We start from the raw sequence: 26162 nt of genomic DNA, 5'->3' as shown, positions 1-26162 counted from the left end.
ACTTGTTCGGAGATTCCTTAGCGGTGCCATCAACATCAGTGCGTGGATGCGCGGGTCGGCTTGCGGTTGCAAGTCATCGCGGTCCACCACCAACTCGCCTTTGGTGGTGCAGGCGTCGCGGTCTTCGGGACGTTCCTGGCAATAGCGGCGCAGGCGGTCGAAATCCGGTTTCGCACCCGCGAGGATCAGCGCCGTCTCGCCACCGGCCGAATAGCCGATCACCCCGACTTGATCGATGTTGACGAAGGGCGACAGCATCGGGTCGCCCAGGGTCGCGGTAATCGCTTCGGAAATCTGGATCGGCCGCCCGTACAGATTGCTCAACGTGCCCAGGCGGCTGTGGTCCTTGTAGTTGTCGCCGGGGTGCAGCACCGCCACCACCACAAAGCCCTTGCGCGCCAGGGACGTGGCCAGGTCATGCAGGGCCAGCGGTGTACCGGTGTTGCCGTGGGACAACATCAACATCGGGAAACGGCCGATGGCGACCTTGGCGTCTTCACCGGCGCCCACGTGGTAAGCGCCCAGTTGCGTACTGTGCTCGACATCGGTGGACGGGTAGAACGCGATGGCCTTCATCGGCTGCAAATCCAGCGGATCGAGAAAGGTCATACGATGAAAGCCCACGCTCCAATGCGGGTGCGGCGCAGGCGCGGCGTGCACTGAAACCAGGCCGCCGAGCAGGGAAAGAACCAAAACAGCACAAAGACGCATCATGGGGATGTCCACCTTTGTTGCGTAAGAACCGACATGTCGAATTAAACGTCCAGGGTGTTGAACCCGAGCTTGCATAACCTGGGCCATAGTCAAAAGACAGCGGGTAAACGAAAAAACTCCGTACTCCGATCGCGTTCTAGGCGAGCAGAATACAGAGTTTAGGCGCCCGTTTTCAGAATGAAACGGGCAATAGCGAACTTTTACATAACCCTTACGCGGCGGCGAACAATTGTTCGTTGATGAGTAAGTTGGCGTCGCTCAACGACTTGTTGCGCACTTCATCACCGTAGGCCAGGCCCTGGGCGCGGACGAACTCGATATCGGTGATGCCGAGGAAGCCAAACACCAGCTTCAGGTAGTCTTCGTGGCCGACGTTGCTGGCCTGGCCGGCGTGCAGGCCGCCGGCGGTGGAGACGATGATCAGCTTCTTGCCACCGCACAGGCCTTCAGGGCCGGCTTCGGTGTAGCGGAAGGTCTGGCCGGCGACGGCGATGCGATCGATCCAGGCCTTGAGTTGGGACGGTACCGAGAAGTTGTACATCGGCGCACCGATCACCACCGCGTCCGCCGCGATGAATTCGGCCAACGACGAAGCACTCAATTGCGCCTCGTGCTGTTGGACCGCGTCGCGCAGCTCGGCAGCGGTGCCCAGCGCGCCCAGGGTCAGGCCGGAAAAGTGGCTGATGCCTTCGCTCGCCAGATCGCGGTAGGTCACTTCCACACCCGGTTCAGCCGCTTGCCAGGCCTTGACCACGCCAGCGGTAAGCTGACGGGATGCCGAGTTGTCGCCGAGGATGCTGGAATCGATGTGCAACAGTTTCATGTGAGTTCTCCGAGTAGGATCGTCAGTGGCGATCAGATGGTGGTGATGCTACGCATGAAACCAATAGCCGATAAGGCAGCTGAAATGCGATAGTTTGTCCCACTGACAGGACAATAGGCCGACCATGCAAGACCTCAACGATCTCTACTATTTCGCCAAAGTCGTCGAAGCCGGTGGTTTTGCGGCCGCCGGCCGGCTGCTGGGGATTCCCAAGTCGCGGCTGTCGCGGCGCATTGCCGAGCTGGAAGACCGCCTGGGTGCCCGTCTGCTGCAACGCACCACGCGGCAGCTGACCCTCACCGCCGTCGGCGAACGCTACCTGCGCCACTGCCAGGCCATGCTGCTGGAAGCCGAGATGGCCGACGAGGCTGTGGCCAGCATGTCCAGCGAGGCCCGTGGACGGCTGCGGGTCAGTTGCCCGGTGGGTATGGCGCAGCACATCCTGCCGGAACTGGTGGCCGGGTTTCTCGCCGCCCATCCCCATGTGCAACTGGAAATGACCCTGGTCAACCGCCGCGTCGACCTGGTGGCGGAAGGCATCGACGTAGCCCTGCGCGTGCGCGAGCTGGGGGATGAAGACCCGCTACTGGTGACCAAGCGCCTGCGCCAGGCCCAGACGGTGCTGGTGGCCAGCCCGGCGTTTGTGCACGGCAAGCAGATCAACAGCCTCGACGACCTCAAGCAACTGCCCATACTCGGTGCGCTGGAGCCGGACCGCATGGTCCATCAACGCATCCTCGACCCAAAGGGCAACCCCCACGAGCTGGTGATGGAGGCGCGCCTGGGCATCGATGATTTTATCGTGCGCAAAGCCAGCGCAATCATGGGCCTGGGCTTTACCGTGCTGCCGATGATGTATTGCGAAGAGGAATTGGCCAGCGGCCGCCTGGTGCAACTGCTGCCGCAATGGTCGTTGCCGGGCGGTTGGCTGCAAGCCGTGTACCCCCATCGTCGTGGCGTATTGCCAGCCATTCGGGCCTGGATCGACTACCTTGAAGAAGGCTTCAAAGGCTGCGGAGACCGTCTACTATGAAGATCACCGAAGAACAAGTCGCACGCTTCTGCCTGAGCCTGCCCGGCGCGCGCGAGGACTATAAATGGGGCGGCGTACGGGTGTTTTCGATTGCCGGCAACAAGATGTTCGCCCTGCAAAACCTGCGCGGTGAGTCGCTGGCGTTCAAGGTCGACAAGGATCTGTTCCTCGGCCATGTCGACCGCCCAGGCATCCACCCGGCGCCCTACCTGGCGCGCGCGCAATGGATCATCATGAACACGCCCTACCCGCTGGGCGCGGAGGAGCTGCGTGGCTTGTTGCAGCGCTCCCACCAGTTAGTGGTGAGCAAGCTGCCCAAGCGCACACAGGTCGGCTTGTTGCTAGAGGATTGAAAGCAAGGTGCCGCCCAGGAACAGCTGGTCCAGCCAGAACACCTGATGCAGCAGCACAATTGCCCAGAACAGCACCTGATAAGACACCTTGCGCGTCTTGTGCCGGAACACTTGCTGGGCAATCAACGCCCCCGGCCAACCGCCTGCCAGCTCGACGGCATGCAGGATGTTTTCCGGGATGCGCCGGCCCTCGGTTTGCGCCTGGCGCTTGTCACGCCAATACAACACGAACGCCAGCACGCTGACCACGCCATACGCCGCCAGCGGCAGCACCGTCTCGCCGCGATGCCACAGCAGCACCGAGCCCAGCAGCGGCGCGGCGCACAACAGCAGGAAAATCGCAACCTTCAAGCGTGGGTGCTGGATGTTCATGGCTTGACCGCAGACCAGTCGATCCAGCCGAACTGCCAGGTCGCCAAAATCACCAGGCCGAACGCGATGCGATACCAGGCAAACGCCGCATAGCTGTGGCTGGCGATGAATTTGAGCAAGGCCTTGACCGCAATCATCGCGAAGATGAACGAGGTCACAAAGCCGATGGCAAACACCGGCAGGTCGGCCGGCTGAAACAGATCGCGGTATTTGTAGCCCGAGTAAAGCGCCGCACCGACCATGGTCGGCATGGCCAGGAAGAACGAGAACTCCGTGGCGGTCTTGCGCGACAGGCCAAACAACAGGCCGCCGATAATCGTCGCGCCGGAACGGGAAGTGCCCGGGATCATTGCCAGGCATTGGGCCAGACCGACCTTGAGCGCGTCTTTCCAGGTGATGTCATCGACCGTCTCCGCGTGCACTGCATGCTCACGCCGCTCCGCCCACAACATGATCACACCGCCCACCACCAACGCGGCCGCGACGGTGATCGGGTTGAACAGGTAGTGCTTGATCGCGTCGGCAAAAATCACCCCCAACACCACCGCCGGCAACACCGCGATGATCAGGTTCACCGTAAAACGCTGGGCCTTGCGCTGGGTCGGCAGGCCGATGACCACGTCCAGGATCTTGCGTCGGAACTCCCAGACCACGGCGAGGATCGCGCCCAATTGAATAATGATGTTGAACGCTTCAAAGCGCTCGCCGCCGAAGCCGATCAGGTCGGCGACAATAATCTGGTGGCCGGTGCTGGAAATCGGCAGGAACTCCGTCAACCCCTCCACCACGCCAAGAATCAATGCCTGTATGGCGGTCCAAAAATCCATGCTTCCCCCAAAAGGCCCTGCGCGGGGCAGGCCTCGATAGTCTTTTTTAAGTGGTTCACTGACGCCGGGTGTATAAAAAACCCGTGAAAAATCAGGCAGTACTCAGGTTTTCCGATTACAGGCCGAAAGCCTATCAGACAAGGCGTAAAAGTCGATGCAGCGCCCACAATTATAAAAAAGCACGGAGTGACAGGACGATGAACAGTTTGCGCAGCATGTCGATCAGCCGCCGGCTCTGGCTGATCCTGATAGTCGCCGTGTTGATGTTGTTGACCTTGGGCCTGTTGATGCTCAAGCAGATCCATGGCGACCTCTACCAGGCCAAGCGCCAGCAGACCCAACATGTGGTGCAGACCGCCAGCGGCGTGCTGGCCTACTACCAGAACCTCGAAAAAACCGGCACCCTCACCCGCGACGCCGCGCAGAAACAAGCCTTGAGCGTGGTGCGCGGCCTGCGCTACGACCATGACGACTACTTCTGGATCAACGACCTCACGCCGGTGATGATCATGCACCCGGCCAACCCCAAGCTGGACGGCCAGAACCTCTCGGCGATCCGCGATCCGGACGGTTTTGCGGTGTTCAACGAGTTTGTGGTCCTGGCCAAGGCCAAGGGCGCCGGCATCGTCAACTACCGCTGGCCGAAGCCGGGCGCCGATGCGCCGGTGGCGAAAACCTCGTATATCCAACTGTTCGAACCCTGGGGCTGGATCATCGGCTCCGGCGTCTACGTGGATGATGTGCAGGCCGAGTTCACCGGCCAAGTGTGGAAAGCCTCGGTGATCGGCCTGCTCATTGCGGTGGTGATGGCCTTGCTGGTGGCGCTGATCGCCCGCAGCATCGTGCGCCCGCTGCAAGCGGCGGTAAACGCCATGGGCAACATCGCCAGCGGCGAAAGCGACCTGACCCGCAGCCTCGACACCCACGGCCACGACGAAGTGACCCAGCTGTCGCAACACTTCAACAGCTTCACCGCCAAGTTGCGCCAGGTGGTCAGCCAGTTGCAGGTGTGCGCCAACGCCCTGGGCCAGTCATCGACCGAGCTGGGCAGCAACGCCACCCAGGCCCATGACCGCAGCCAGCAGCAGTCCCAGCAGATGGAATTGGTCGCCACCGCGATCAACGAAGTCACCTACGGCGTGCAAGACGTGGCCAAGAACGCCGAACACGCCGCCAGCGAAATGCGCGACGCCCAGGCCCAGGCGCAGCAAGGCCAAGTCAATATCGACGGCAGCTTGCAGCAGATCGACCAACTCTCCAGCACCATCAGCCAGGCTGTCGAAGTGATGCGCACACTGTCCGCGGAAAGCACCCAGATCGGCAGCGTGCTCGAAGTGATCCGCTCCATCGCCGACCAGACCAACCTGCTGGCCCTCAACGCCGCCATCGAAGCCGCCCGCGCTGGCGAACAAGGCCGTGGCTTTGCCGTGGTCGCCGATGAAGTGCGGCTGCTGGCCCAGCGCACGCAAAAATCCACCGCCGAGATCCAGGGCATGATCGAGCGCCTGCAAGGGCATTCGGAAGCAGCGGTCAAGGTGATCAGCGACAGCCACAGCGCCTCGCAACTGACCATCGAACAAGCCGGCCAGGCCGGCGCCAGCCTTACGGCCATCGGCCAGGCGCTGCGTAATCTGAATGGTTTGAATGCGTCAATTGCCAGCGCCACCTTGCAACAGGCCCATGTAGTGGAAGACATCAACCAGAACGTCACCCAGGCGGCGGGGTTGTCCCACAGCACCGCATTGGCGGCGCAGCAGTCGAGTGTGGCGAGTACCCACTTGCGCGGACTCAGCGAACAACTGGATGGCCTGCTGCGCCAGTTCAAGGTCTAACACCGTTCTATCGTGAGACCTGGCTCATGTGGGAGCCAGGTCCCACACAAGCCCAGCTCCCACAGACAGTGCTCAGTGTTTTGTAGATTGCACGCCTCTGGTTACAATCCCCGCCCTCTCCCACTCCTCCAAGGAACCGCCATGTCCGGGCTTGAACTGTTCGCCGCCGCCCTGGGGGTGATCGCTGTCTGGCTGACGGTCAAACAAAACCCTTGGTGCTGGCCCATCGGCCTGATCATGGTGCTGCTCTACACCTGGGTGTTCTACGACGTAAAACTCTATTCCGACATGCTCCTGCAAGTGGTCTACGCCGTGTTGCAGCTGTACGGCTGGTGGCAGTGGACCCGCGCCGGCGAGGTCAAGCAAGGCCGTCAGGTCACCCGCCTGGGGGGGCCGGCGATTGTCATCAGCCTGGCGATAGGCGCCGTGGGCAGCCTGCTGCTGGGCGCCGCCATGGCCCACTGGACCGACGCCGCACAGCCGTGGCTCGACGCCGCCCTCACCGGTTTCAGCCTGGTGGCGCAGCTGTGGATGGCACAAAAACGCGTGCAATGCTGGCCGCTGTGGATTGCCGTGGATGTGATCTTCGTCGGCCTGTTCCTCTATAAAGGCCTGTACCTCACCGCCGCCCTCTACGCCTTGTTCACCGTGATCGCCGTGCAAGGCTGGCGTGAGTGGCGCGCCGACCCGGCGTTGCAATCATGAAAGTGGTGGTACTGGCCGGTCCCGAATCCAGCGGTAAAAGTTGGCTAGCGGCTGAACTGCACGCACATTTCGGTGGCCTGATGGTCGGCGAATACGTGCGCCACTTCATCGACCACCATCAACGCGACACCACCCTGGCCGACATCCCGGCCATCGCCCACGGCCAATTGGCCTGGGAAGATGCCGCCCGCGCGCAGCAGCCGCGCCTGCTGATCCTCGATACGCATTTGCTGACCAACAAACTCTGGAGTCAGGTCCTCTTCGGCGACTACCCGGCATGGCTCGACGGCGAACTGCTGGCCCGTCACTACGACCTGCACTTGCTGCTGTCGCCGGATGATGTGGAGTGGACGGCTGATGGACAGCGATGCCAGCCGCAACTGGAGGATCGCCAAGCGTTTTTCCAGGGCAGTCTGGAGTGGATGCAGGAGCATCAACAGCCTGTGTTGGTGATCAAGGGGAATTGGGAAGAGCGCCGGGTTGCGGCGTTTGCAGCGGTAGAGCGACTACTTCAGCCCTGACACTGCCCTCACTGTGGGAGCAGGCTTGTGTGGGAGCGGGCTTGCTCGCGAATGCGGTGGATCAGCCAATATATCTTTGACTGACACACCGCTTTCGCGAGCAAGCCCGCTCCCACATTTTTGACCGCGTCAGGCGTTAGTAACCCAGCGACAAGCCGGTGTTACGACGCGGATCATTCGCCCCGTAGAACCGGTTGTTCCCCACCGGCTTGCCCCCCAGTGACGGCGCGCCTACCAGGATCGCCGCCAAGTGGTTGGCATCCTGTGGTCCGGCAAACTTGTGGCCCCAGCTTTCAAGGATCTTCTGGGTATCCGGGCTCACCGCAAAGGTCTCAAGGTTGGTGGTCTCCGGCATCCACTGCTGGTGGAAACGCGGCGCGTCGACGGCTTCCTGGATGTTCATCTTGTAGTCGATGACGTTCAGGATCGTCAGCAACGTCGCGGTAATGATGCGACTGCCACCCGGCGTGCCTACCACCATCACCGCCTTGCCGTCCTTGGTCACGATGGTCGGGCTCATCGACGACAGCGGCGCCTTGCCCGGGGCGATGGCGTTGGCTTCACCTTGCACCAGCCCGTACATGTTCGGCACGCCGACCTTGACGGTGAAGTCGTCCATTTCGTCGTTGAGGATCACCCCGGTCTTGCTGGCCATCACGCCTGCACCGAACCAGTCGTTGAGGGTGTAGGTGACGGAGACCGCGTTGCCCCACTTGTCGACGATGGAATAGTGGGTGGTGTTGTTGCCTTCATGGGGCGATACGCCCGGCTTGATCGCCTGGGAATCACCGGCCTTTTGCGGCTCGATGGCGGCGCGCAGCTTGGCGGCGTAGTCCTTGTCCAGCAGGTGGGCGATGGGGTTCTTCACGAAGTCCGGGTCGCCGAGGTAGCTGTTGCGGTCCACGTAGGCGTGGCGCATGGCTTCGATCTGGTAGTGCAGGCCCTGGGCCGAGTGATAACCGAGGTCGGCCATCGGGTAGCCTTCGAGGATATTCATGATCTGGCAGATCACCACGCCACCGGAGCTCGGCGGCGGCGCCGAGACCACGTGGTAGCCACGGTAGTCGCACTCGATGGGCGCCAGTTCACGGGTCTTGTACTTGTCCAGGTCGGCCTGGGTGATGATGCCTTTGCCCGCCTGGCTGGAATCCACCAGCGCCTTGGCCACCCAGCCTTTATAGAAGCCGTCGCTGCCCTTGGCCGAAATTTCCTTGAGGGTCTTGGCCAGGTCTTTCTGCACCAGCTTCTGGCCGACCTGCATCGGCTGGCCGTTGTGCAGGAAGATCCCGCGCATGTCTTTGTCTTTTTCAAACTCGCCGGTGGCGGTGTGCAACAGGTCGATATCGCCCTGCTCCAGGGCAAAGCCGTTTTCCGCCAGCTTGATCGCCGGGGCAATCACCTGGGCGCGCTTGAGGGTGCCGTATTTGCTCAGGGCCAGTTCCATGCCCGAGACAGTGCCCGGTACGCCGACGGCCAGGTGACCCTTGGCACTGAGGCCCTCGATGACGTTGCCGTCTTTATCCAGGTACATGTTGGCGGTGGCCGCCAGCGGGGCTTTTTCGCGGAAGTCGAGAAAGGTCTTGCGACCGTCCGCCAGTTGCACGGTCATGAAACCGCCGCCACCGAGGTTGCCCGCTGCCGGGTACACCACTGCCAGCGCATAACCCACGGCCACGGCCGCGTCCACTGCGTTACCGCCGGCCTTGAGCACATCCACGCCCACATGGGTGGCCAAATGCTGGGCGGTGACCACCATGCCATTTTCGCCAGCCACGGGGGCTTGCGACGCGGCTTGCACACCGCTGACCGTCAACACCAGCGCGGTGGCAATCAAGGTACGGCTGAAGGGTTGGTATTTCATCCATGGCTACTCTGGTTATTGAGATGCACCAAAATAGCCCGGCGTAGATGTAATCCCCAGTGCAGTGGCGTTTTTATTACAGAACTTGTCGGTCACAGAACGGCCGCGGAAAAGCCCATGGTATATTTCGCGCCACTTCCCGCCAGCTGCCCTGACGAGCCCGCCATGAGTTTTGATTTCGACACGATCCACCCCCGCCTCGGTACCGGCAGTACCAAGTGGAACCGTTACCCGGCCGACGTCCTGCCGATGTGGATCGCCGACATGGACATCGCCGCACCGCCCGCGGTGTTGCAGACTCTGCGCGAGCGCCTCGACCAGCAGATCCTCGGCTACAGCGTGGCCGGCCCGGATGTGCGTGAAGCCATCGTCGCCGACCTGTGGGCCAAGTACGCCTGGCGCGTGCAGCCTGAAGACCTGCTGTTCCTGCCGGGCGTCGAGCCGGGCTTCAATATGGCCCTGCATGCCTTTGTGCAACCGGGCCAGCCGGTGGTGTTGCAAACCCCCAACTACCGCCCGATCCGCCTGGCGCCGGGGCACTGGAACCTGCCGAAAATCGAAGTGCCGTTCGAACTGAAAAACGGCGAATACCTGACCCCGCTGCCCGCCCTGCGCGACGCCCTGGCCGGCGCCGGCGCGCTGCTGCTAAGCAACCCGCACAACCCGATGGGCAAGGTGTTCCCCCGTGAAGAATTGCTGGCCGTGGCCAACGCGTGCCTGGAACAGGGCGCGCTGATCATCAGCGACGAAATCCACGCCGAGCTGTGTTTCGACGGTCGCCGCCACATCCCTACCGCCAGCCTCAGCCCCGAGATCGCCGCGCGCACCATCACGCTGATGTCGGCGAGCAAGGCGTATAACGTTGCCGGGTTGAAGACCTGCTTTGCCGTGATCCAGAACGCCGAGATTCGCGAGCGCTTCAACAACGCCCGTTGCGGCATGGTCGACAGCGTCAGCCCGCTGGGCCTTGAAGCCACCCGCGCCGCCTACAGCCAGTGCGGCGAATGGCTCGACGCGCTGAAGCAGTACCTGCAAGCCAACCGCGACTACCTGCTCAATGCCGTGCAAACCCGCTTGCCTGGTGTGGTCATGCACGCGCCCCAAGGCACCTTTCTGGCATGGCTGGATTGCACTGCCCTGGGCCTGGATGACCCGCAGCAGTTTTTCCTGGAACAGGCCAAGGTCGGCTTGAGCGCCGGAATCGAGTTTGGTGATGACAGCCAGCAATTCGTGCGCCTGAACTTCGGCTGCCCACGAGCCCTGCTGGAGGAAGGCCTGCAACGTATTGAGCGCAGCTTGAAAGAGCGCTGAGGCGGACTGGCACCTTCACGTTGCCAGTCCGTCGAAAGCATTGCCACGCCCTTGGGCGTGGCTTAAGCCTGGGGTTTATTGGTTTCAACCTTCATGCTGGTCACCTGCGGTACACGAACGGTTGAATCCGCCTGGCGCGGAGCGGTGACCGCCATCATCACTCCGTCGTTGGTGACGAATATAGTTCGCACCCTTCCATCCTCCGCCGCGCCGGAAAAAGCATTCTGGATAATCAGCTTACGCTCCTCTCCAGGCTTATCACCCTTCAGATTTACGGTTAAATCACCCGAGGGTAAAACACTCCAACCCGAGATTTGCGTGGCGCTGTAATCCAGCCTGACAGCGCTGTCGTTCGGGTCTTTAATGGCCACATCCTTATCACCCTTGTTGATTAAATAGGTATTGGAACCGCCTTCTCCGACAACGGTAGCACCACCATTGATTACGACAACATTGTCACCCTTGCCGGTCAAAACCACATCCTTCTCGCCGTTCAGGGTAAACACATTATTCTGTTCGTTACCCACGATATAGCTCTTGCCTTTCTCAACCGTGACGGCGTTAGAAAAGGAGTGAAACCGCGCAATGGGCGTCGCACCGCTGGTGTGCGAGTCTTCATTCGCTACCGCAATGGTTCCCGTTTTGAAGTTAATGAGGTGCCCCGCATAACTATAACTTCTGGTCATATTACGTTCAGTATGGGAGGTCGTTAGTTCACCATTAAACATCAGCGTATTGCTACCACCTTCCCCCCAGAGTTCGGTTGACCGTTTGCCGAACCCATTCGTCTTGTCATCCCAGATCGTCCCAACTTCCGCCACTTGCTGGAGTGTCTGACGGGCATCAGCGTTGAAGATGACCGTATCGTCGGCATCACCACCGCTGATCAATTTCTTACCGCCTCCCATCAAGAAATAGTTGGGTTTCTCATGCGTGCCCTTCACCGCGTCATCACCCTCGCCGATGTCCCAAAGCGTGGCTTTGTTGGGCCCTGACTCCCCTTCCACGGTGTAACGCTTGCCCGCCCATATTTTATCAGGGGCTCTAATATTATCGTTGCCACCTCGCTGATTAACGATGGGCTCATAGCTAGGCATTCCGCCAGTAATGACCTGCGTTACGCCAACACCCGGAAGAAAACTGAAAACAGCCGGATAGGGAACCCTTGTCGATCTTGATTTAACGTCTACATCCAGCGAGCCATAGACAACCCGTTCAAACAACGCTTTTCCCGGCCCTTCCAAAAACGCCTTATGCTGCGTCTCTTTATCGCTCTCGTACGCCTTGCGGTACTTAGCCACCAAATACGGCTTCATGATACTGAATGGTGTTTGTAGACCCAGGAACGAATACAACCCAACCGTAAACTTTTGCCCACCCGTCAACGGCGTCAGTTCATCAATGTCTTCCACCTGACGTACAGCCGAGTAAATCGTCTGCCCCACCATCAACACGGCAGCCACAATGAGCCCCGCAGGACCGGCAGAACTGGCTCCCGCCATGAATGCCGCCGACAATGCGATTGAGGTCGCGGCGTTAGCCACGGAAAACGCACCGCTGACGTAATGGTCTTGAGCTTCTTTACCCGTACTATTTGCAGCTTTCTTAAACGAATCTACAGCGTTGTAGACATCAAAAGGCGCACTGAACAGCGCCCCGGCAGCTCCAGAGACTTTACCGAGCATCTTGCCGACGGCGCTCGCCTTGAACTCCAGGATGGGCGAAGCCACTTTACTGATCGTGCGTTTCGCAAGCTTGTTAGCGCCGGCTTCCACCCCCATTCCAACGTAGTCCGACGCCACGGTGCCCAAACCGATGGCCCCAGCCTTCGTATCCCCTTGTTGAAAAGCCTCGATAGATGCCCGCAGCCCCTGGTAGGTGCTGAACGCCTGGAACCCAAGCCCAGCGGCCCGAGTCTTGCCCCCAGGTCCGTCAGCCGCTGGCGAGGAGAAAAGATCTGTAGGCGGTGGTTTACCGCCACGCTCCATTTCAAGTATCGCTGCAGCATGGCGCGACATGTCATCGAGTTGCTTTTGAAACTGCTCAGGTACGAGACCGCCGTCCCCACGGGTAGCCAACGGTGAAACGCCAGGTTTGCGCTTGGCCGCTACCTCACTGACAACACTTGTTGCGCGCGCACCGATATCCGGCGATGTTGCTTTCAGATAAGCCATAAGACGGTTGTAGTCGATTTCCACATCTGCGCTGATGTGGCCCTCTGCATCAGTGGTCAACACGCTCTCAATCGGCTTACCCTTGGCATGAACACCCATTTTGTAGAGTTCGACCCGACTGACGTCCAATTCTCCGATTCGGATCGGGGGATGACTAGCATCAAGTGCTTGCAGACGTTTTATTTCAGCGTCTTTAATTGCCGTCACTGCGGGGGGCGGTGAACTTGGCGCACTCGGTACCGGCTTGCTGGCAGCCTGCGGTGTCTTGGGCGGCAACGGATTGCTGGGTACCGCGGCGGGGGTGGACGGTGAGGCTGTTGATGCGGGAGAGAAAAGTCGCCTGAGTGAGGCATCGGTGTCGCTGTCGAGCGTTCCATTGTAGAGACGTGCGGTGAAAGACTCCTCCAAAAAGTCACCAGGGCTTCGGGTCGCGCGAGGGCTTACTTTGCCGCTGCCATCGCGAAAGGTCTCTTTGTTGTTCACGACCTCCAAAAAACCACTGGAGTCCGCTTTGTAATAACCGAGCATGCCCAACTTGCCCGCAATCAGCGCCCCTTGTTTCTGGGCTTGAGCGTCGCCTCCACCTGCTTTAGCCCGCCCCCCTATTCGATCGGCAACAGTGGTGTCATTCGCAGACGGCGAGGCAAAAAAATCATCACCTATGACCAACGTCGGCGGGGAGTCAAACAACAGTCGTGTTTCAGGTTGATCACCATGGTTGGCAATAACCACCTTGAGTTTGTTGCCAACCGCCTGGGCCGCGGCCGGGTCGCTTTGCGAGAGTTTCGTCAATGCTTCTTTTATGGCATCGCTCACACGCGCTATCTTGTCGGGACCGACCCCAGTTTTGCTCTTTATATCAACGGTCTTGCCGTCAATAACGTCAGTCTGAAAATGCCTCGGCTTACCGACTTTGTCTTCGGCCAGTCGCACCCGGTCTCGTTCCATGTGCTCAAATACATAGGGGTATTCAGTGGGCGCAGACGCCTCATTGATCACCTTCTCCAGACGCTGCTCGAGTTTCTGCATGGCCGGCATGAGGCTCGAAGCAGGGTGCTTGTCGATGAAGATCTTGACTGACTCCAGCGCGGCCTTCGCCTCATGATATTGCGGTATCCCGCGACTGGCCTGCATCGTATCCAGCTTCTGCAGCACATAGTCATAATCCCCTTCAGCGTGTTTCTCAGGGGTATAGGTTTTAAGGCGAGAATCATCTACCGTCGGCAACCCTCCCGCCTTCAACACACTGACAGCGTCCAGCCCATCCAAGGAACGTTCATACATGAACTTGATGTCGTTGCTGGCGCCGGAAATCTCCGGAATATAGTTGCGATTAAAAACACTGATGAGGTATTTCGGTTCGCCCGGAAAATCCTTCAAAGGTTTAATGAAGTGTTTCAACCTGGAATCGGTAAATATTTTGTCCAACACACCCCGAAATGACTGTTCAGTAACAACCTCAGTAAAACTATGATTGGGATCACTGAAGTAATACGTTCGCCCTCCCTCTGGGTCAACGATAACGCCAGCGGTCAGACGATGCCCCTCACTGCTGATCAGGATCGTCTTGGTGGTTGGTGAATTAATCAGCTGGGGGGCGATATCGGTATAAGGCGCGACCTTTACAGTGGCAGGATCATGCGCAACCCCACGGTGTTTTACCCGGGCTTGTACCTCGGAAATTTTCATGAAGAACGCCTGGGACTCCGGCGTATCCGGATTGGCAACGGCGTAGTAGAGGTTACTCAGAAATGTCTGTTGCTTACCCTCCGCTACCGCCAAAGACAGGAGATGTGACAGCCCTGCACATTCCCCTCCCGCCAACTGGTTCACCATGGACAGGTAGTAGCTTTGTGATGCGGGCGTTACTTTTATGCCATTGTCTGAAATTATTTTAGTGAACGTTCTCACAATGTTTTGCGTAGCGTTAATAACACGCTGCTCTGCGATACGCAGCAAGGCACCGCTTTGCTCCGGACTTAGTTTGTTATCCAGTGCTATCCGCATAAGCGCCACGTCACTCATTGACCCGGAATAACCAGGCAGCGTGACTGAAGAGGACGCGTTATATCCTCGCATGAACTCACTGCGGGTGAGTTCATGCTTAGCCGTGCTCACTTTCATTAGAAATAGCTCGGGAACATCGGAATCCGGAATACCATTGGAAGGGGAGCTGCGATCCTCCCCCGAAGTGTCCCGGGACACGCGGCGAAGCGTTGGCGCAGGCACGTGTTCAGGAGTGCGTACGTCGGTGTCACGAACAGGAAAGGAGGAAAATCCAAGCGACGACGAACTAACAGGGAACGGAATTTGCACAACGGACCTCTCGGCGGAGTTGTAAAACCTATCGTCCCTGTGGCTGACAGTCCTGATTCAGGTCAACCTACCAAGCCCTTATGCAGGGCGGCTATCAGACTTTTCCGCGCCGGGACTCATCAGGCCGATTAGGTAGAGTGAGTTCGACGCCAGCGTGCATCTGAATTTCGGCTGCCCAGGGGGCCTGCTGAATGCAGGTGACCTGATCACCAAGACCGGCGCTGGCAACTGCGGAGAAATGGCCCTGCTGTCCCGGGACATCATCAACAAAAGTGATGGCCGGGCCTACGCAGGGGCCGCCGGCGACGCGCAGTCGTTCACCGTGATCGACGGCACCGGCAAAAGCGTGTTCAGCCCGGCGATGATCAAACAGATCTTTTAACGCATCGACTGATCAACGCCGCTACAAATGCCCCCGCCTGTGCGCGGGGGGCCATCATTTAAAGCTTGGCGATGGACACTTCGGTGGACTTCACAAAGGCAATCACTTCGCTGCCCACTTTCAATTCCAGATCCCGTACCGAGCGCGTGGTGATCACCGAAGTGACAATGCCGGATGCGGTTTGCACGTCGATTTCCGACACCACTTCCCCCAGCAGGATTTCCTTGATCACGCCCTTGAACTGGTTGCGCACGTTGATCGCTTTAATGGTCATGTCGGCTTTCCTTTTGGCTGTTGGGTCAATCCGCACGAATGCGCAGGCCCTCAAGATGCCGCAGCGGACAAAAACTTAAAAGGAATAAATAACTCTTTATTTATATCTTATAGATATATAGAGAGTGCGCGTGGCCAACCCACAGCATTCAACTGAGGGTGACCCAATACCGCGTGCGCGCCTGCACCTTGAAGCCCAGGGTCGACGCCAGCAGGTTGAGGATGCGGTCCGTGTCGTCCAGGCGAAAACTGCCGGTCACCCTCAACGTTTCCAGGCGCGGTTCCCAGCGCAGCACGCCAGGGCGATAGCGTTCCAGCTCACGCAAGAAATCCCCCAGCCCTTGGTCCTGTGCGGTCAACACGCCGTCGCGCCAGCCCAGTTGCAGCACGTCAAACGGCAGCCAGGCGCCGAGGCCGCGGGTGTTCAATGGCGCTTGCTGACCAGCCTGCAACGTCGCCAACTGCCCGTTGAGGTCGCGTACCTGCACCACGCCTTTAAGCACCGACACCCGGCACCCCGACGCCAGTTGCCGGACACACACTTCGGCCTGGCTCAGCGTGAGCTCGCCGTAGCGCGTGTGCACGGTCAACGGCTTAGTGCCCGGCACGTTCAACGCCAGTTCGCCGTCCACCAAGGTGATGCGCCGCTGCGCCAGGTCCACATCGACCGCCGTGGCGGTATTGAGTTGCAGGCTGCTGCCATCGGGCAACGGCAGGCGTTTGCGTTCACCGGTAGCGGTGTGCACATCGGCACGCCACACCTCGATGGGCAACTGGCGGCTGATCAGCCACGCCGTCGGCAGCAGCGCCGCCACGCCCAGTGCACGCTTGAGCACAGCACGCCGGCCCGGTTGCGGGCGGTCGAGGCTGGCCATCGCCAACGCCTGGGGCAAGCCGCCGAAGCGCTGGCGCAAGGTCTGGGCTTTTTGCCAGGTCTGTTCGTGCTGCGGGTGGCTGTCGCGCCAGTGTTGCAACGCGGCGTGATCCCCTTCGGTGGCGGTACCGGACTCCAGCAGCGCCAGCCACTGGGCCGCCGCACGGGCGACGTCGCGACTCACAGGTCCACCAGCAGGCAGTGTTCGTAGGCCTGGGCCATGTAGCGTTTCACCGTGCGCTCGGACACGTCCAGGCGCTCGGCGATCTCGCGATAACCCAAGCCCTCCAGTTGGCTCCACAAAAACGCACGGCGCACCAACACCGGCAAGCCATCGAGCAATTCGTCCAGGGCCTGCAGGGTTTCCAGCAGCAGCCAGCGTTGCTCGGGGGACGGCACGCACGCCTCAGGCAAGCTGGCGAGCGCATTCAGATAGGCCTGTTCCAGGCTGCGGCGCTGATGAAAGTTGACCAGCAAACGCTTGCCCACCGTCACCAGGTAAGCCCGGGGCTCCTGCATCTGCGCAATCGGCTGGGCACTGGCGAGCACCCGCAGAAACGTATCCTGGCTCAGGTCCGCCGCATCCCAGGCATTGCCCAGACGCCGGCGCAGCCAGCTTTCCAGCCAACTGCGATGGTCGCGGTACAGGCTCGACAGCGTCAGTTCGGGGGCGACAACATCATTCATGGCAAGCAACCTGCGCGGCGCGATCATGTCTCAAATGAGATTCATTCTATTTAATATCGCTGCGGCATACCATGATCTTTTCTACGTGATGTTTAGAGCAACGCCGCCTTCTGCCGCAGCAAGTCAATAAACAACGCCAACTCGCGCCCCACCCCTTCGCCCTTGCGCAACAACAGCCCAAACGGTGCCAGGCGCACATCCAGCGCCACCGGCAGGGCCACCACCAGGCCCATTTTCAGGTAATCGCGCAGGGCACTTTCCGACAACACCATCACCGCGTCAGTCAGCTGGATCAGCTGCTGCATGGAATACACCGAGCTGCATTCAATGATGTCCGCCGGGCTCGGCAGGGCAAGGTCTTGCAGCGCTTGATCAAAACCGATCCGCGCCGGGCTGCTTTGCGGTTGCAAAATCCACGGCCAGTCGCGCACCAACTCCGCCAGCGGCACGTGCTCACGCTGAGCCAGCGGGTGGCCGGCGTGCACCACCACCAGCATGCGTTCGTTGCCCAGGGGTTCGAAGCTGTAGTGCTCGCTGTCGGTGGCAGCGTTGCGGCGGGTGATGGCCAGGTCGATGCGGCCCTGCTCCAGCAGTTGGATCACCTGGTCGCTGGTGTCCCCCATGATGCGGATGCGCAGTTGCGGGTTGAGCGCCTTGATCTGCGCGATGCAGTCCATCACCAGGTCCGGCGCGGCGCCCATGATGGTGCCGATGGACAGGTAGCCATAACCGCCCTGCTGGCGTGCCATCAAGTCTTCGGCGCAACGGTCAAGGCCGCTCAGGGCCGATTCGGCAAAGCGGATCAGCTCCAGGCCCAAGGCCGTGGGGCGCATGCCCCGTGGCAAGCGCTCGAACAGGTCGCAGCCAAACATGTCCTCGATCTCCCGCAGCATGCGCGTGGCCGCCGGTTGCGACATGTTCAGGGCCTGGGACGCCCGGTGCAGGTTCTGGCTGGAACTGAGGGCCACCAGCATATGCAGGTGCTTGTAGCGCAAACGGTTGAACAGGCTGGGACTACGCATTTTCACCTTTCTTATCGATACCCTGAGGTTATCACTTGTAAGCGAGATTCGATTTGTAGCGCATTGCTCGGCCGCCGTACAGTCCGGCCCATAAGAACAAAACATCGGACTGCCATTATGAAAACCCTGCCCGCGCCCCTGCTCGCCAAGATTTCCTGGCGGCTGCTGCCCTTCCTGCTGTTGATGTACATCATGGCGTTTCTCGACCGCGCCAACGTCGGGTTTGCCAAGCAAGCCTTCCAGGCCGACACAGGCTTGAGCGATGCCGCGTTTGCCTTCGGCGCCGGTGTGTTTTTTGTCGGCTACGCGCTGCTGGAAGTGCCGAGCAACCTGATCCTGCACCGTGTCGGCGCCCGCCTGTGGATGTGCCGGATCATGGTCAGCTGGGGCCTGATCTCGGCGGCGATGGTCTTCGCCCACAACGAAACCAGCTTCTACGTCCTGCGCTTCCTGCTGGGCGTGGCCGAAGCCGGCTTCTTCCCCGGCGTGATCCTCTATCTCACCTACTGGTTCCCCCAGGCCGTGCGCGGCAAGGCCATGGGCTTCTTCTACTTTGGCGCACCGCTGGCGTTTATCTTCGGCAGCCCGTTGTCTGGCTTGCTCCTGGAAATGGACGGCTGGGCCGGCATCCACGGCTGGCAATGGCTGTTCGCCGTCGAGGGTTTGATGGCCTCGGTGGTGGGCATCTGGGCCTACTTCTACCTGGACAACCGCCCTGCCGATGCCAAGTGGCTCAGCGTGGATGAGCGCCAGCAAATCCAGACCCTGCTGGACCAGGAAGACCAACACAAAACCTCCCACGGCCGCAGCCTGCTCAACGTGCTGTGCCAACCGTCGGTGCTGTACCTGTGCCTGGTGTACCTGCTGATCCAGGCCAGTGTGTACGGCGTGGTGTTTTACCTGCCGAGCCAAGTCGGTGGCCTGCTCGGCACCAAGGTCGGCCTGATGGTTGGGCTGGTCTCGGCGATTCCGTGGGTGTGCGCGCTGTTTGCGGCCTGGTGGATTCCGGCCTATTCCGACCGCACCGGCCTACGTCGGCAAACCGCCTGCCTGACCCTGCTGATGGCCGCCGCCGGCATCGCCTGCTCGGTGACCTTTGCCAGCCCGCTGCTGGGCATGCTTGCCCTGTGCTTTGCCGCCTCCGGCTTTATCGCGGTGCAGCCGGTGTTCTGGACCTTTCCGTCGAGCTACCTGGCCGGCAGCGCCGCCGCAGCGGGCATTGCGCTGATCAATTCCTTCGGCGCCCTCGGCGGCTTTATCGCGCCGGTGCTCAAGCACTGGGCCGAAGGCGCCTTCCATTCCCCGGCAGCCGGCTTGTACCTGCTGTCCGCCACCACGGTACTGGCTGCGTTGCTGGTACTGGGCATCCATTCACCCGGCCCTAAAGCGTCGAACACGCCGGCCACTGTTTAACTCCAGGAGTCACACCATGGGCAACCTCACCATCAAACACGTGCGCGCCTTTGTACTGCGCGGCGGCGGCGCCGACTACCACGACCAGGGCGACGGCCATTGGATCGACGACCATATCTCCACACCCATGAGCAAATACCCCGAGTACCGCCAGAGCCGTCGCAGCTTCGGCATCAACGTGCTCGGCACGCTGGTGGTGGAGATCGAGGCCAGCGACGGCACCGTCGGTTTCGCCGTGACCACCGGCGGCGAACCTGCGGCCTATATCGTCGAGAAGCACCTGGCGCGTTTTATCGAAGGCGCCCGCGTCACCGACATCGAAAAGATCTGGGACCAGATGTACCAGTCCACCCTCTACTACGGGCGCAAGGGCCTGGTGATCAACACGATCTCCGGCGTCGATCTGGCGCTGTGGGACCTGCTCGGCAAACTGCGCCAGGAACCGGTGCACCACCTGCTCGGCGGCGCGGTGCGTGACGAACTGCAGTTCTACGCCACCGGCGCGCGCCCCGACCTGGCGCAGAAGATGGGCTTTATCGGCGGCAAGATGCCCTTGCACCACGGCCCCAGCGAAGGCGAAGAAGGCCTGCGCAAAAATCTCGAAGAACTGGCCACCATGCGCGAGCGGGTCGGCCCGGACTTCTGGCTGATGCTCGATTGCTGGATGAGCCTGGACTTGAACTACGCGACCAAACTGGCCATCGGCGCCCATGAACATGGGCTCAAGTGGATCGAAGAAGCGCTGTCGCCGGATGACTACTGGGGCTACGCCGCCCTGCGCAACAACGTGCCCAAGGGCATGCTGGTGACCACCGGCGAACACGAAGCCACGCGCTGGGGGTTCCGCATGCTCCTGGAAATGGGCTGCTGCGACATCATCCAGCCGGATGTCGGCTGGTGCGGCGGCCTCACCGAACTGGTGAAAATCTCCGCCCTCGCCGATGCGCACAACGCCATGGTCGTGCCCCACGGCTCCTCGGTGTACAGCTACCACTTCGTCGCCACCCGGCATAACAGCCCGTTCGCCGAGTTCCTGATGATGGCGCCGAAGGCCGATGAAGTGGTGCCGATGTTCCACCCGCAACTGCTCGGTGAGCCAGTGCCGGTGAATGGCCGCATGCGTCTGTCGGCCCTGGACAAACCCGGCTTCGGCGTTGACCTGAACCCGGACTGCCAACTGCACCGTCCCTACAACCGCTGAGGAAACCTGCCATGAATATGCCCCGCAACGGCTTCAAGGCCGCCTTGGCCAACGACGCCACGCAGTACGGCATCTGGGCCGGTTTCGCCACGGGCTACGCCGCCGAAATCGTCGCCAGCCTCGGTTACGACTGGATGCTGATCGACGGCGAGCACGCACCGAACACCGTGCCCAGCGTGCTCAACCAATTGCAGACCGTGGCGCCTTACGCCACCGCGCCGGTAGTACGCGCGGTGAATGGCGACGCCAACCTGATCAAGCAACTGCTCGACGTTGGCGCGCAGACGCTGATGATCCCCATGGTCGAAACCGCCGAACAGGCCCAGGCCCTGGTGCGCGCCATGCGTTACCCGCCCCACGGCATCCGTGGCGTCGGCGGCGGCTTGACCCGCGCCACCCGTTGGGACGGCGTCGACAATTACCTCACCACCGCCCATGAAGAGCTGTGCCTGATCGTGCAAGTGGAGTCGCGCCTGGGCGTGGAAAACGTCGCCGCAATTGCCGCCGTCGAAGGGGTGCACGCGGTGTTCATCGGCCCGGCCGACCTGTCCATCGGACTCGGCCACGCCGGCAACCCCGGCCATCCCGAGGTGCAGGAGCGGATCAAGCACGCGGTGGACGCGACACTCGCCGCTGGCAAAGTCTGCGGCATCCTCGCGCCCAATGAAGAAGACGCACGCCGCTACCAGGCCTGGGGTTGCCGCTTTATCGCGGTGGCCATCGACATCAGCCTGCTGCGCCAGAGCGCCCTGGCCACCCTCGCCCGCTATCGCCCGGCTGGCGAGAACAAAGCCCCGTCGCGTACCTACTAAGGAGCTGCCCATGTCATCCGTTCCCGTGTACCAGAACTTCATCAACGGCCGCTTCGTACCCAGCGAAGCGCACCTCGACGTACTCAACCCGGCCACCGGTGCGCTGCTGTCCAAGGTGCCGGCGTCCACCGCCGCCGATGTCGACCAGGCCCTCGCCGCTGCCCGCCATGCGCAAAAAGACTGGGCGCGTAAACCGGCCATCGAACGCGCCGGGCACCTGCGCCGGATCGCCGCCAAGCTGCGCGAAAATGTGGCGCACCTGGCGCGCACCATCACCCTGGAACAGGGCAAGGTCAGCGGGCTGGCCGAGGTCGAAGTGAACTTCACCGCCGACTACCTCGACTACATGGCCGAGTGGGCGCGGCGCATCGAAGGCGAGATCATCACCAGCGACCGCCCGAACGAAAATATCTTCCTGTTCCGCAAACCACTGGGCGTGGTGGCCGGCATCCTGCCGTGGAATTTCCCGTTCTTCCTGATCGCTCGCAAAATGGCGCCGGCACTTCTCACCGGCAACACCATCGTGATCAAGCCCAGCGAAGAAACGCCGAACAACTGCTTTGAATTCGCCAGGCTCGTCGCCGAAACCGACCTGCCCGCCGGCGTGTTCAACGTGGTGTGCGGCGACGGCCAGGTCGGCGGCGCCCTCACCTCTCACACAGGCGTGGACATGATCAGCTTTACCGGCAGCGTCGCCACCGGTTCACGGATCATGGCCGCCGCCGCGCCGAATATCACCAAGCTCAACCTGGAACTGGGCGGCAAGGCGCCGGCCATTGTGCTGGCCGACGCCGACCTGGAACTGGCGGTCAAGGCCATCCGCGATTCGCGCATCATCAACACCGGCCAGGTGTGCAACTGCGCCGAGCGGGTTTACGTGGAGCGCAAGGTCGCCGACCAGTTTATCGAGCGCATCAGCGCGGCGATGGCCACCACGCGCTACGGCGACCCGCTGGCCCAGGCCGATGTGGAAATGGGCCCGCTGATCAACCGCCAGGGCTTGGATAACGTCAATCGCAAGGTGCGCACCGCGCTGAGCCAGGGCGCCAACTTGATCACCGGCGGGCAGATTGCCGACCTGGGCGCAGGCTTTCACTTCCAGCCGACAGTGTTGGCCGGCTGCCGCGCCGACATGGAGATCATGCGCGAAGAGATCTTCGGCCCGGTGCTGCCGATCCAGATTGTCGACGACCTCGACGAAGCCATCGCCATGGCCAACGACTGCGACTACGGCCTGACCTCGTCGATCTACACCCGCGACCTGGGCAAGGCGATGCACGCGGTGCGCGCGCTCGACTTTGGTGAAACCTACGTCAACCGCGAGAACTTCGAAGCCATGCAGGGCTTCCATGCCGGCGTGCGCAAATCCGGGATCGGCGGTGCCGACGGCAAGCATGGCCTGTACGAATACACCCATACCCATGTGGTGTACCTGCAGAGCTGATCTGGTTAAACGGGCCCGGTCACGGTAGCGTGCGGGCCCTTCCTAAAGTGCTTCCGATAAGGACTGCCCCATGCCCTTGACGCCCTACAGCGGCCCGATCATCGACAGCCACCTGCACCTGTTCGACCCGCGCCGGCCCCAAGGCATCCCATGGCCCGAGCCGGGAAACCGCTTGTACGCCGCGCATCTGCCGGAGGATTACTGGGCGCTGGCCGCGCCGCACAATGTGGTCGGCGCGATTGCCGTGGAAGCCAGCCCCTGGCGCGACGACAACCGCTGGCTGCTGCACACCCTGCGCAGCGACCCGCGCATGCTCGGCTTTGTCGGCAACCTCGACCCGTTGCACGCAGAGTTCGCCCATGACCTCGAGACGCTGGCCGACGAGCCGCTGTTCCTCGGCCTGCGCTACGGCAACCTGTGGGACCGCGACCTGCTGCTGGATCAGACCCGCCCCGGTTTTATCGATGGCCTGCGCCAACTCGCCGCCACCGGCCGCAGCCTGGACAGCGCCAACCCGAACCCGCGCCTGATCAAGGGCCTGTTGCACCTCAGCGATGCCTTGCCCGAGCTGCGCATCATCGTCGATCACCTGCCCAACGCCCAGGTGCCAACCGGTGAAGAAGCGGCCTATCACGCCGACCTGTTGCGCCTGGCCGAACGGCCGAATGTGTTTGCCAAACTGGCGGAAATCCCGCAAGTCGGCCCTCAGGGTTTGATCCGCGACACGGCGTTCTACAACGACCGCCTGGCCGTGCTGTGGCAAGCCTTCGGTGAAGACCGCTGCTTCTTTGGCAGCGACTGGCCCAACAGCGATTACCTGGCGGATTTCGCCACCACCCTGGGCCTGGTCAAACGCTGCATGGCCGACAAACCCGCGGCAGTACAAAGCAAATTCTTCGTGCACAACGCGGTACGGGTCTACACCCCCGACGCAGGAGCCCACTGATGCAGACCCGCGCCTTTCGCATGAACCTCAACCCCGGCCAGGCCGATGAGTACCGCAAGCGCCACGACGAGATCTGGCCCGAGCTGGCCCAGGCCCTGCTGGACGCCGGCGTGGTGGATTACCGGATTTTCCTCGATAAGCCTGCCAATGCGCTGTTCGCCGTGCTGACCCACGAGGACGCCCACGGCCTGGATGCACTGCCCGGCACCGCGCTGATGCAGCGTTGGTGGAACCACATGCAGGACATCATGCCCAGCCACGCGGATGCCTCGCCGGTCAGCGTTGATCTACAGCCCATGTTCCAGCTCACGCGCCCCTGACCAACACAGCCCACAACAACAATAAAAAGGATTCGACTACGTGGAAATCATTCTCTTCGGTGTGATTCTGCACTTTATCGGCGGCTTCGCTTCCGGCAGTTTTTACATCCCCTACAAGAAGGTCCGCGGCTGGGCCTGGGAAAGCTACTGGATCACCGGTGGCCTGGTGTCCTGGTTGATCGTGCCGCTGATTGCCGCGCAATTGACAGTGCCGGGCTGGGTGCAGATCCTGCGCGATGCCGACACCAGCACGCTGCTGTGGACGTATATGTTCGGCGTGTTGTGGGGCATCGGCGGGCTAACGTTTGGCCTGACCATGCGCTACCTCGGCCTGTCCCTGGGCATGTCGCTGATCATGGGCCTCACCTCGGCCCTAGGCGCCTTGATGCCGGCGCTGTACCGCGACCTGTTCACCAGCGAAACCGAAGGAACCTTGACCTCGATGCTGGCTTCCCAGGGCGGCCATTGGGTGCTGTGGGGCGTGGCGGTGTCGCTGGTCGGCATCGCGGTGTGCGGCAAGGCCGGGCTGATCAAGGAACGGGAAGTGTCCCAGGCGGTGAAGTTCGCCAGTGTCAGCGAGTTTTCCCTCGGCAAGGGCATGCTGGTGGCGGTCATTTCCGGCGTACTGAGTGCCTGTTTCAGCTACGGCATCTCCGCCGGGCGCCCACTCGCCGCCGCTGCAGTGGAGCATGGCGCCAACAGCCTGTTCCAGAACAACGTGACCTTTATGGTGATCATGTGGGGCGGCCTCACCACCAACGGCCTCTGGTGCCTGTGGCTGAACTGGCGCAACCGCACCTTCCACAACTACACCGACCGCAGCACCCCGCTGCTGGGCAACTACTTGTTGGTGGCCATCGCCGGCACGCTGTGGTTCTTGCAGTTCTTCTTCTACGGCATGGGCGAAAGCCGCCTGCAGAACGACGCCAGCTCGTGGGTGCTGCACATGTCATTCATCATCATCGTGTCCAACTGCTGGGGCCTGTATTTCCGCGAATGGCACGGCACCAGTGCTGCCAACAAAGGCGTGCTGGTGGCCGGGATCGCGGTGATCCTCGGCGCAATCGCCATGGTCGGCTACGGCAATTACCTCGGCTGAGGCCGCTTATTTTTGAAGGAGTGTTGTTATGTTGCTTGCAGATAAAACCGTGATCATCACCGGTGCCTCCCGTGGCATTGGCCGCGCCGCCGCCCGTGAATGTGCGCGCCAGGGCGCCCGCGTGGTCATCGGCCACAGTGGCAGCGGCCAGGGCACCGAGGCGGCGTATTCGTTGATCGAAGAGATCAAGGCGTTTGGCGGCGCAGCCATCGAAGTGGGCGGCGACGCGGCCGACCCGGACACCGGCGACAAGCTGGTGGCCGGCGCGGTGAAGGCCTTCGGCAGCGTCGATGTGTTCGTCAACAACGCCGGCATCTGCCCGTTCCACTCATTCCTCGACATGCCCCGCGAGGTCTACCTGAAGACCGTCAACACCAACCTCAACGGCGCCTACTTTGCCGTGCAGGCTGCGGCCAACCAGATGAAAAACCAAGGCCGGGGCGGCGCGATCATCGCGGTCAGCTCCATCAGCGCCCTGGTGGGCGGCGGCATGCAGACCCACTACACGCCGACCAAGGCCGGCCTGCATTCGTTGATGCAATCCTGCGCGATTGCACTGGGGCCGTATGGGATTCGTTGCAACTCGGTGCTGCCGGGGACGATCGCCACGGATATCAACAAAGAGGATTTGGCGGATGAGGAGAAGCTCGCTTATATGACGTCGCGTACGCCGTTGGGTCGCCTGGGTGAACCGGATGACCTCGCCGGGCCGATCGTGTTCCTGGCTTCGGACATGGCGCGTTATGTGACCGGCGCGTCCTTGTTGGTCGATGGCGGGCTGTACGTAAACTTGCAGTAACACCCACTCTCTCCAAAACACCACAGCACCAATGTGGGAGCGGGCTTG

Annotated in this window: 25 protein-coding genes; 15 read left to right on the top strand and 10 right to left on the bottom strand. The window is 61.3% G+C overall.

Features of this window, described 5'->3' with window-relative positions; all coding sequences use genetic code 11:
* Nucleotides 1-714, bottom strand: a 714-nt coding sequence (locus DBR46_RS29390; RefSeq protein WP_124529821.1) for a dienelactone hydrolase, incomplete at its 3' end; no start/stop codon positions are given.
* A 211-nt stretch (nucleotides 715-925) separates the two neighbouring features.
* Nucleotides 926-1537: an FMN-dependent NADH-azoreductase gene (locus DBR46_RS29385; protein ID WP_124529819.1), complete on the bottom strand. Its 612-nt coding sequence runs from the start codon at nucleotides 1535-1537 to the stop codon at nucleotides 926-928.
* Between the two features lie 124 nt (nucleotides 1538-1661).
* Here DBR46_RS29385 and DBR46_RS29380 point away from each other — a divergent pair, with 124 nt between their 5' ends.
* The gene (locus DBR46_RS29380; protein WP_124529817.1) at nucleotides 1662-2570 is read left to right on the top strand and encodes a LysR substrate-binding domain-containing protein; all 909 of its coding nucleotides are present in this window, start codon (nucleotides 1662-1664) and stop codon (nucleotides 2568-2570) included.
* The gene (locus DBR46_RS29375; protein ID WP_124529815.1) at nucleotides 2567-2923 is read left to right on the top strand and encodes an MmcQ/YjbR family DNA-binding protein; all 357 of its coding nucleotides are present in this window, start codon (nucleotides 2567-2569) and stop codon (nucleotides 2921-2923) included. The genes DBR46_RS29380 and DBR46_RS29375 overlap by 4 nt, the downstream gene beginning before the upstream one ends.
* On the opposite strand, the gene DBR46_RS29370 is transcribed toward DBR46_RS29375, so the two are convergent.
* Together DBR46_RS29370 and DBR46_RS29365 are read right to left on the bottom strand one after the other, a co-directional pair.
* Complete coding sequence (locus DBR46_RS29370) at nucleotides 2912-3295, bottom strand: DUF1294 domain-containing protein (RefSeq protein ID WP_124529813.1); 384 nt, start codon at nucleotides 3293-3295, stop codon at nucleotides 2912-2914. The two genes, DBR46_RS29375 and DBR46_RS29370, sit on opposite strands and share 12 nt — an antisense overlap.
* Nucleotides 3292-4122, bottom strand: coding sequence for an undecaprenyl-diphosphate phosphatase (locus DBR46_RS29365; protein ID WP_124529811.1), 831 nt, complete (start codon nucleotides 4120-4122; stop codon nucleotides 3292-3294). The genes DBR46_RS29370 and DBR46_RS29365 overlap by 4 nt, the downstream gene beginning before the upstream one ends.
* Nucleotides 4123-4319: 197 nt before the next feature.
* Here DBR46_RS29365 and DBR46_RS29360 point away from each other — a divergent pair, with 197 nt between their 5' ends.
* The 3 genes from DBR46_RS29360 to DBR46_RS29350 all read left to right on the top strand — a co-directional run bounded on the left by DBR46_RS29360 (nucleotide 4320) and on the right by DBR46_RS29350 (nucleotide 7180).
* Complete coding sequence (locus DBR46_RS29360) at nucleotides 4320-5954, top strand: methyl-accepting chemotaxis protein (protein WP_124529809.1); 1635 nt, start codon at nucleotides 4320-4322, stop codon at nucleotides 5952-5954.
* A 141-nt stretch (nucleotides 5955-6095) separates the two neighbouring features.
* Nucleotides 6096-6659, top strand: coding sequence for a nicotinamide riboside transporter PnuC (pnuC, locus tag DBR46_RS29355; RefSeq protein ID WP_124529807.1), 564 nt, complete (start codon nucleotides 6096-6098; stop codon nucleotides 6657-6659).
* Nucleotides 6656-7180: an AAA family ATPase gene (locus DBR46_RS29350; RefSeq protein WP_124529805.1), complete on the top strand. Its 525-nt coding sequence runs from the start codon at nucleotides 6656-6658 to the stop codon at nucleotides 7178-7180. Before pnuC ends, DBR46_RS29350 begins: the two co-directional genes overlap by 4 nt.
* A gap of 136 nt (nucleotides 7181-7316) precedes the next feature.
* On the opposite strand, the gene ggt is transcribed toward DBR46_RS29350, so the two are convergent.
* Nucleotides 7317-9041 (bottom strand): gamma-glutamyltransferase, encoded by a 1725-nt coding sequence (gene ggt / locus DBR46_RS29345; RefSeq protein ID WP_124529804.1) that lies wholly within the window; start codon nucleotides 9039-9041, stop codon nucleotides 7317-7319.
* 165 nt (nucleotides 9042-9206) lie between these two features.
* Between ggt and DBR46_RS29340 the strand changes: the two genes are divergently transcribed.
* Nucleotides 9207-10352 (top strand): MalY/PatB family protein, encoded by a 1146-nt coding sequence (locus DBR46_RS29340; RefSeq protein ID WP_124529802.1) that lies wholly within the window; start codon nucleotides 9207-9209, stop codon nucleotides 10350-10352.
* Between the two features lie 62 nt (nucleotides 10353-10414).
* On the opposite strand, the gene DBR46_RS29335 is transcribed toward DBR46_RS29340, so the two are convergent.
* The gene (locus tag DBR46_RS29335) at nucleotides 10415-14650 is read right to left on the bottom strand and encodes a hypothetical protein (protein WP_256659420.1); all 4236 of its coding nucleotides are present in this window, start codon (nucleotides 14648-14650) and stop codon (nucleotides 10415-10417) included.
* Nucleotides 14651-14996: 346 nt separating this feature from the next.
* On the opposite strand from DBR46_RS29335, the gene DBR46_RS29330 reads away from it, so the two are divergent.
* Nucleotides 14997-15224 carry a hypothetical protein gene (locus DBR46_RS29330; protein ID WP_124529800.1) on the top strand — a complete coding sequence of 76 codons (228 nt, stop codon included), beginning with the start codon at nucleotides 14997-14999 and terminating at the stop codon, nucleotides 15222-15224.
* A gap of 58 nt (nucleotides 15225-15282) precedes the next feature.
* Here DBR46_RS29330 and DBR46_RS29325 read toward each other — a convergent pair whose 3' ends face one another.
* The 4 genes from DBR46_RS29325 to DBR46_RS29310 form a co-directional block, all read right to left on the bottom strand.
* A complete protein-coding gene (locus DBR46_RS29325; protein ID WP_003173733.1) occupies nucleotides 15283-15498 on the bottom strand; it encodes a molybdopterin-binding protein in 216 nt (71 codons plus the stop codon).
* Between the two features lie 148 nt (nucleotides 15499-15646).
* Complete coding sequence (locus tag DBR46_RS29320) at nucleotides 15647-16555, bottom strand: FecR domain-containing protein (protein ID WP_124529798.1); 909 nt, start codon at nucleotides 16553-16555, stop codon at nucleotides 15647-15649.
* Nucleotides 16552-17058 carry a sigma-70 family RNA polymerase sigma factor gene (locus tag DBR46_RS29315; RefSeq protein WP_124529796.1) on the bottom strand — a complete coding sequence of 169 codons (507 nt, stop codon included), beginning with the start codon at nucleotides 17056-17058 and terminating at the stop codon, nucleotides 16552-16554. Before DBR46_RS29315 ends, DBR46_RS29320 begins: the two co-directional genes overlap by 4 nt.
* A gap of 92 nt (nucleotides 17059-17150) precedes the next feature.
* Nucleotides 17151-18080 (bottom strand): LysR family transcriptional regulator, encoded by a 930-nt coding sequence (locus DBR46_RS29310; protein WP_124529794.1) that lies wholly within the window; start codon nucleotides 18078-18080, stop codon nucleotides 17151-17153.
* 117 nt (nucleotides 18081-18197) lie between these two features.
* Here DBR46_RS29310 and DBR46_RS29305 point away from each other — a divergent pair, with 117 nt between their 5' ends.
* The 8 genes from DBR46_RS29305 (at nucleotide 18198) to DBR46_RS29270 (ending at nucleotide 26114) form a co-directional block, all read left to right on the top strand.
* Nucleotides 18198-19493, top strand: a complete 1296-nt coding sequence (locus DBR46_RS29305) for an MFS transporter (protein WP_124529792.1) — start codon at nucleotides 18198-18200, stop codon at nucleotides 19491-19493.
* 16 nt (nucleotides 19494-19509) lie between these two features.
* Entirely contained in the window at nucleotides 19510-20694 is a 1185-nt protein-coding gene (gene rhmD, locus DBR46_RS29300) for an L-rhamnonate dehydratase (RefSeq protein WP_124529790.1), read from the top strand.
* 11 nt (nucleotides 20695-20705) lie between these two features.
* Nucleotides 20706-21506 carry an HpcH/HpaI aldolase/citrate lyase family protein gene (locus DBR46_RS29295; protein WP_124529788.1) on the top strand — a complete coding sequence of 267 codons (801 nt, stop codon included), beginning with the start codon at nucleotides 20706-20708 and terminating at the stop codon, nucleotides 21504-21506.
* 10 nt (nucleotides 21507-21516) lie between these two features.
* The gene (gene aldA, locus DBR46_RS29290; RefSeq protein ID WP_124529786.1) at nucleotides 21517-22950 is read left to right on the top strand and encodes an aldehyde dehydrogenase; all 1434 of its coding nucleotides are present in this window, start codon (nucleotides 21517-21519) and stop codon (nucleotides 22948-22950) included.
* A gap of 70 nt (nucleotides 22951-23020) precedes the next feature.
* Entirely contained in the window at nucleotides 23021-23896 is an 876-nt protein-coding gene (locus DBR46_RS29285) for an amidohydrolase (RefSeq protein ID WP_124529784.1), read from the top strand.
* Complete coding sequence (gene rhaM, locus DBR46_RS29280) at nucleotides 23896-24216, top strand: L-rhamnose mutarotase (protein ID WP_177414141.1); 321 nt, start codon at nucleotides 23896-23898, stop codon at nucleotides 24214-24216. The genes DBR46_RS29285 and rhaM overlap by 1 nt, the downstream gene beginning before the upstream one ends.
* Nucleotides 24217-24256: 40 nt before the next feature.
* Nucleotides 24257-25315, top strand: a complete 1059-nt coding sequence (rhaT, locus tag DBR46_RS29275; protein WP_124529782.1) for an L-rhamnose/proton symporter RhaT — start codon at nucleotides 24257-24259, stop codon at nucleotides 25313-25315.
* Between the two features lie 28 nt (nucleotides 25316-25343).
* Entirely contained in the window at nucleotides 25344-26114 is a 771-nt protein-coding gene (locus DBR46_RS29270; protein WP_124529780.1) for an SDR family NAD(P)-dependent oxidoreductase, read from the top strand.
* The last annotated feature ends 48 nt before the right edge of the window (nucleotides 26115-26162 follow it).

Origin of the sequence: Pseudomonas sp. KBW05 (assembly GCF_003852405.1) — a bacterium.
In the GTDB taxonomy this organism is placed as follows: domain Bacteria; phylum Pseudomonadota; class Gammaproteobacteria; order Pseudomonadales; family Pseudomonadaceae; genus Aquipseudomonas.
Note: the sequence above shows the minus strand (reverse complement) of the source record. Positions and strands in the feature narration are given on the sequence as shown.

Bases quoted from the DNA above. Each gene is read 5' to 3' on its own strand.
- DBR46_RS29335 (WP_256659420.1), bottom strand. From the start codon at position 14,650: ATGAAAGTGAGCACGGCTAAGCATGAACTCACCCGCAGTGAGTTCATG.
- DBR46_RS29325 (WP_003173733.1), bottom strand. From the start codon at position 15,498: ATGACCATTAAAGCGATCAACGTGCGCAACCAGTTCAAGGGCGTGATC.
- DBR46_RS29270 (WP_124529780.1), top strand. From the start codon at position 25,344: ATGTTGCTTGCAGATAAAACCGTGATCATCACCGGTGCCTCCCGTGGC.
- DBR46_RS29315 (WP_124529796.1), bottom strand. From the start codon at position 17,058: ATGAATGATGTTGTCGCCCCCGAACTGACGCTGTCGAGCCTGTACCGC.
- DBR46_RS29350 (WP_124529805.1), top strand. From the start codon at position 6,656: ATGAAAGTGGTGGTACTGGCCGGTCCCGAATCCAGCGGTAAAAGTTGG.
- rhaM (WP_177414141.1), top strand. From the start codon at position 23,896: ATGCAGACCCGCGCCTTTCGCATGAACCTCAACCCCGGCCAGGCCGAT.
- rhmD (WP_124529790.1), top strand. From the start codon at position 19,510: ATGGGCAACCTCACCATCAAACACGTGCGCGCCTTTGTACTGCGCGGC.
- DBR46_RS29285 (WP_124529784.1), top strand. From the start codon at position 23,021: ATGCCCTTGACGCCCTACAGCGGCCCGATCATCGACAGCCACCTGCAC.
- DBR46_RS29360 (WP_124529809.1), top strand. From the start codon at position 4,320: ATGAACAGTTTGCGCAGCATGTCGATCAGCCGCCGGCTCTGGCTGATC.
- aldA (WP_124529786.1), top strand. From the start codon at position 21,517: ATGTCATCCGTTCCCGTGTACCAGAACTTCATCAACGGCCGCTTCGTA.
- DBR46_RS29340 (WP_124529802.1), top strand. From the start codon at position 9,207: ATGAGTTTTGATTTCGACACGATCCACCCCCGCCTCGGTACCGGCAGT.
- DBR46_RS29310 (WP_124529794.1), bottom strand. From the start codon at position 18,080: ATGCGTAGTCCCAGCCTGTTCAACCGTTTGCGCTACAAGCACCTGCAT.
- DBR46_RS29295 (WP_124529788.1), top strand. From the start codon at position 20,706: ATGAATATGCCCCGCAACGGCTTCAAGGCCGCCTTGGCCAACGACGCC.
- ggt (WP_124529804.1), bottom strand. From the start codon at position 9,041: ATGAAATACCAACCCTTCAGCCGTACCTTGATTGCCACCGCGCTGGTG.
- DBR46_RS29385 (WP_124529819.1), bottom strand. From the start codon at position 1,537: ATGAAACTGTTGCACATCGATTCCAGCATCCTCGGCGACAACTCGGCA.
- DBR46_RS29380 (WP_124529817.1), top strand. From the start codon at position 1,662: ATGCAAGACCTCAACGATCTCTACTATTTCGCCAAAGTCGTCGAAGCC.
- DBR46_RS29375 (WP_124529815.1), top strand. From the start codon at position 2,567: ATGAAGATCACCGAAGAACAAGTCGCACGCTTCTGCCTGAGCCTGCCC.
- DBR46_RS29305 (WP_124529792.1), top strand. From the start codon at position 18,198: ATGAAAACCCTGCCCGCGCCCCTGCTCGCCAAGATTTCCTGGCGGCTG.
- pnuC (WP_124529807.1), top strand. From the start codon at position 6,096: ATGTCCGGGCTTGAACTGTTCGCCGCCGCCCTGGGGGTGATCGCTGTC.
- DBR46_RS29365 (WP_124529811.1), bottom strand. From the start codon at position 4,122: ATGGATTTTTGGACCGCCATACAGGCATTGATTCTTGGCGTGGTGGAG.
- DBR46_RS29370 (WP_124529813.1), bottom strand. From the start codon at position 3,295: ATGAACATCCAGCACCCACGCTTGAAGGTTGCGATTTTCCTGCTGTTG.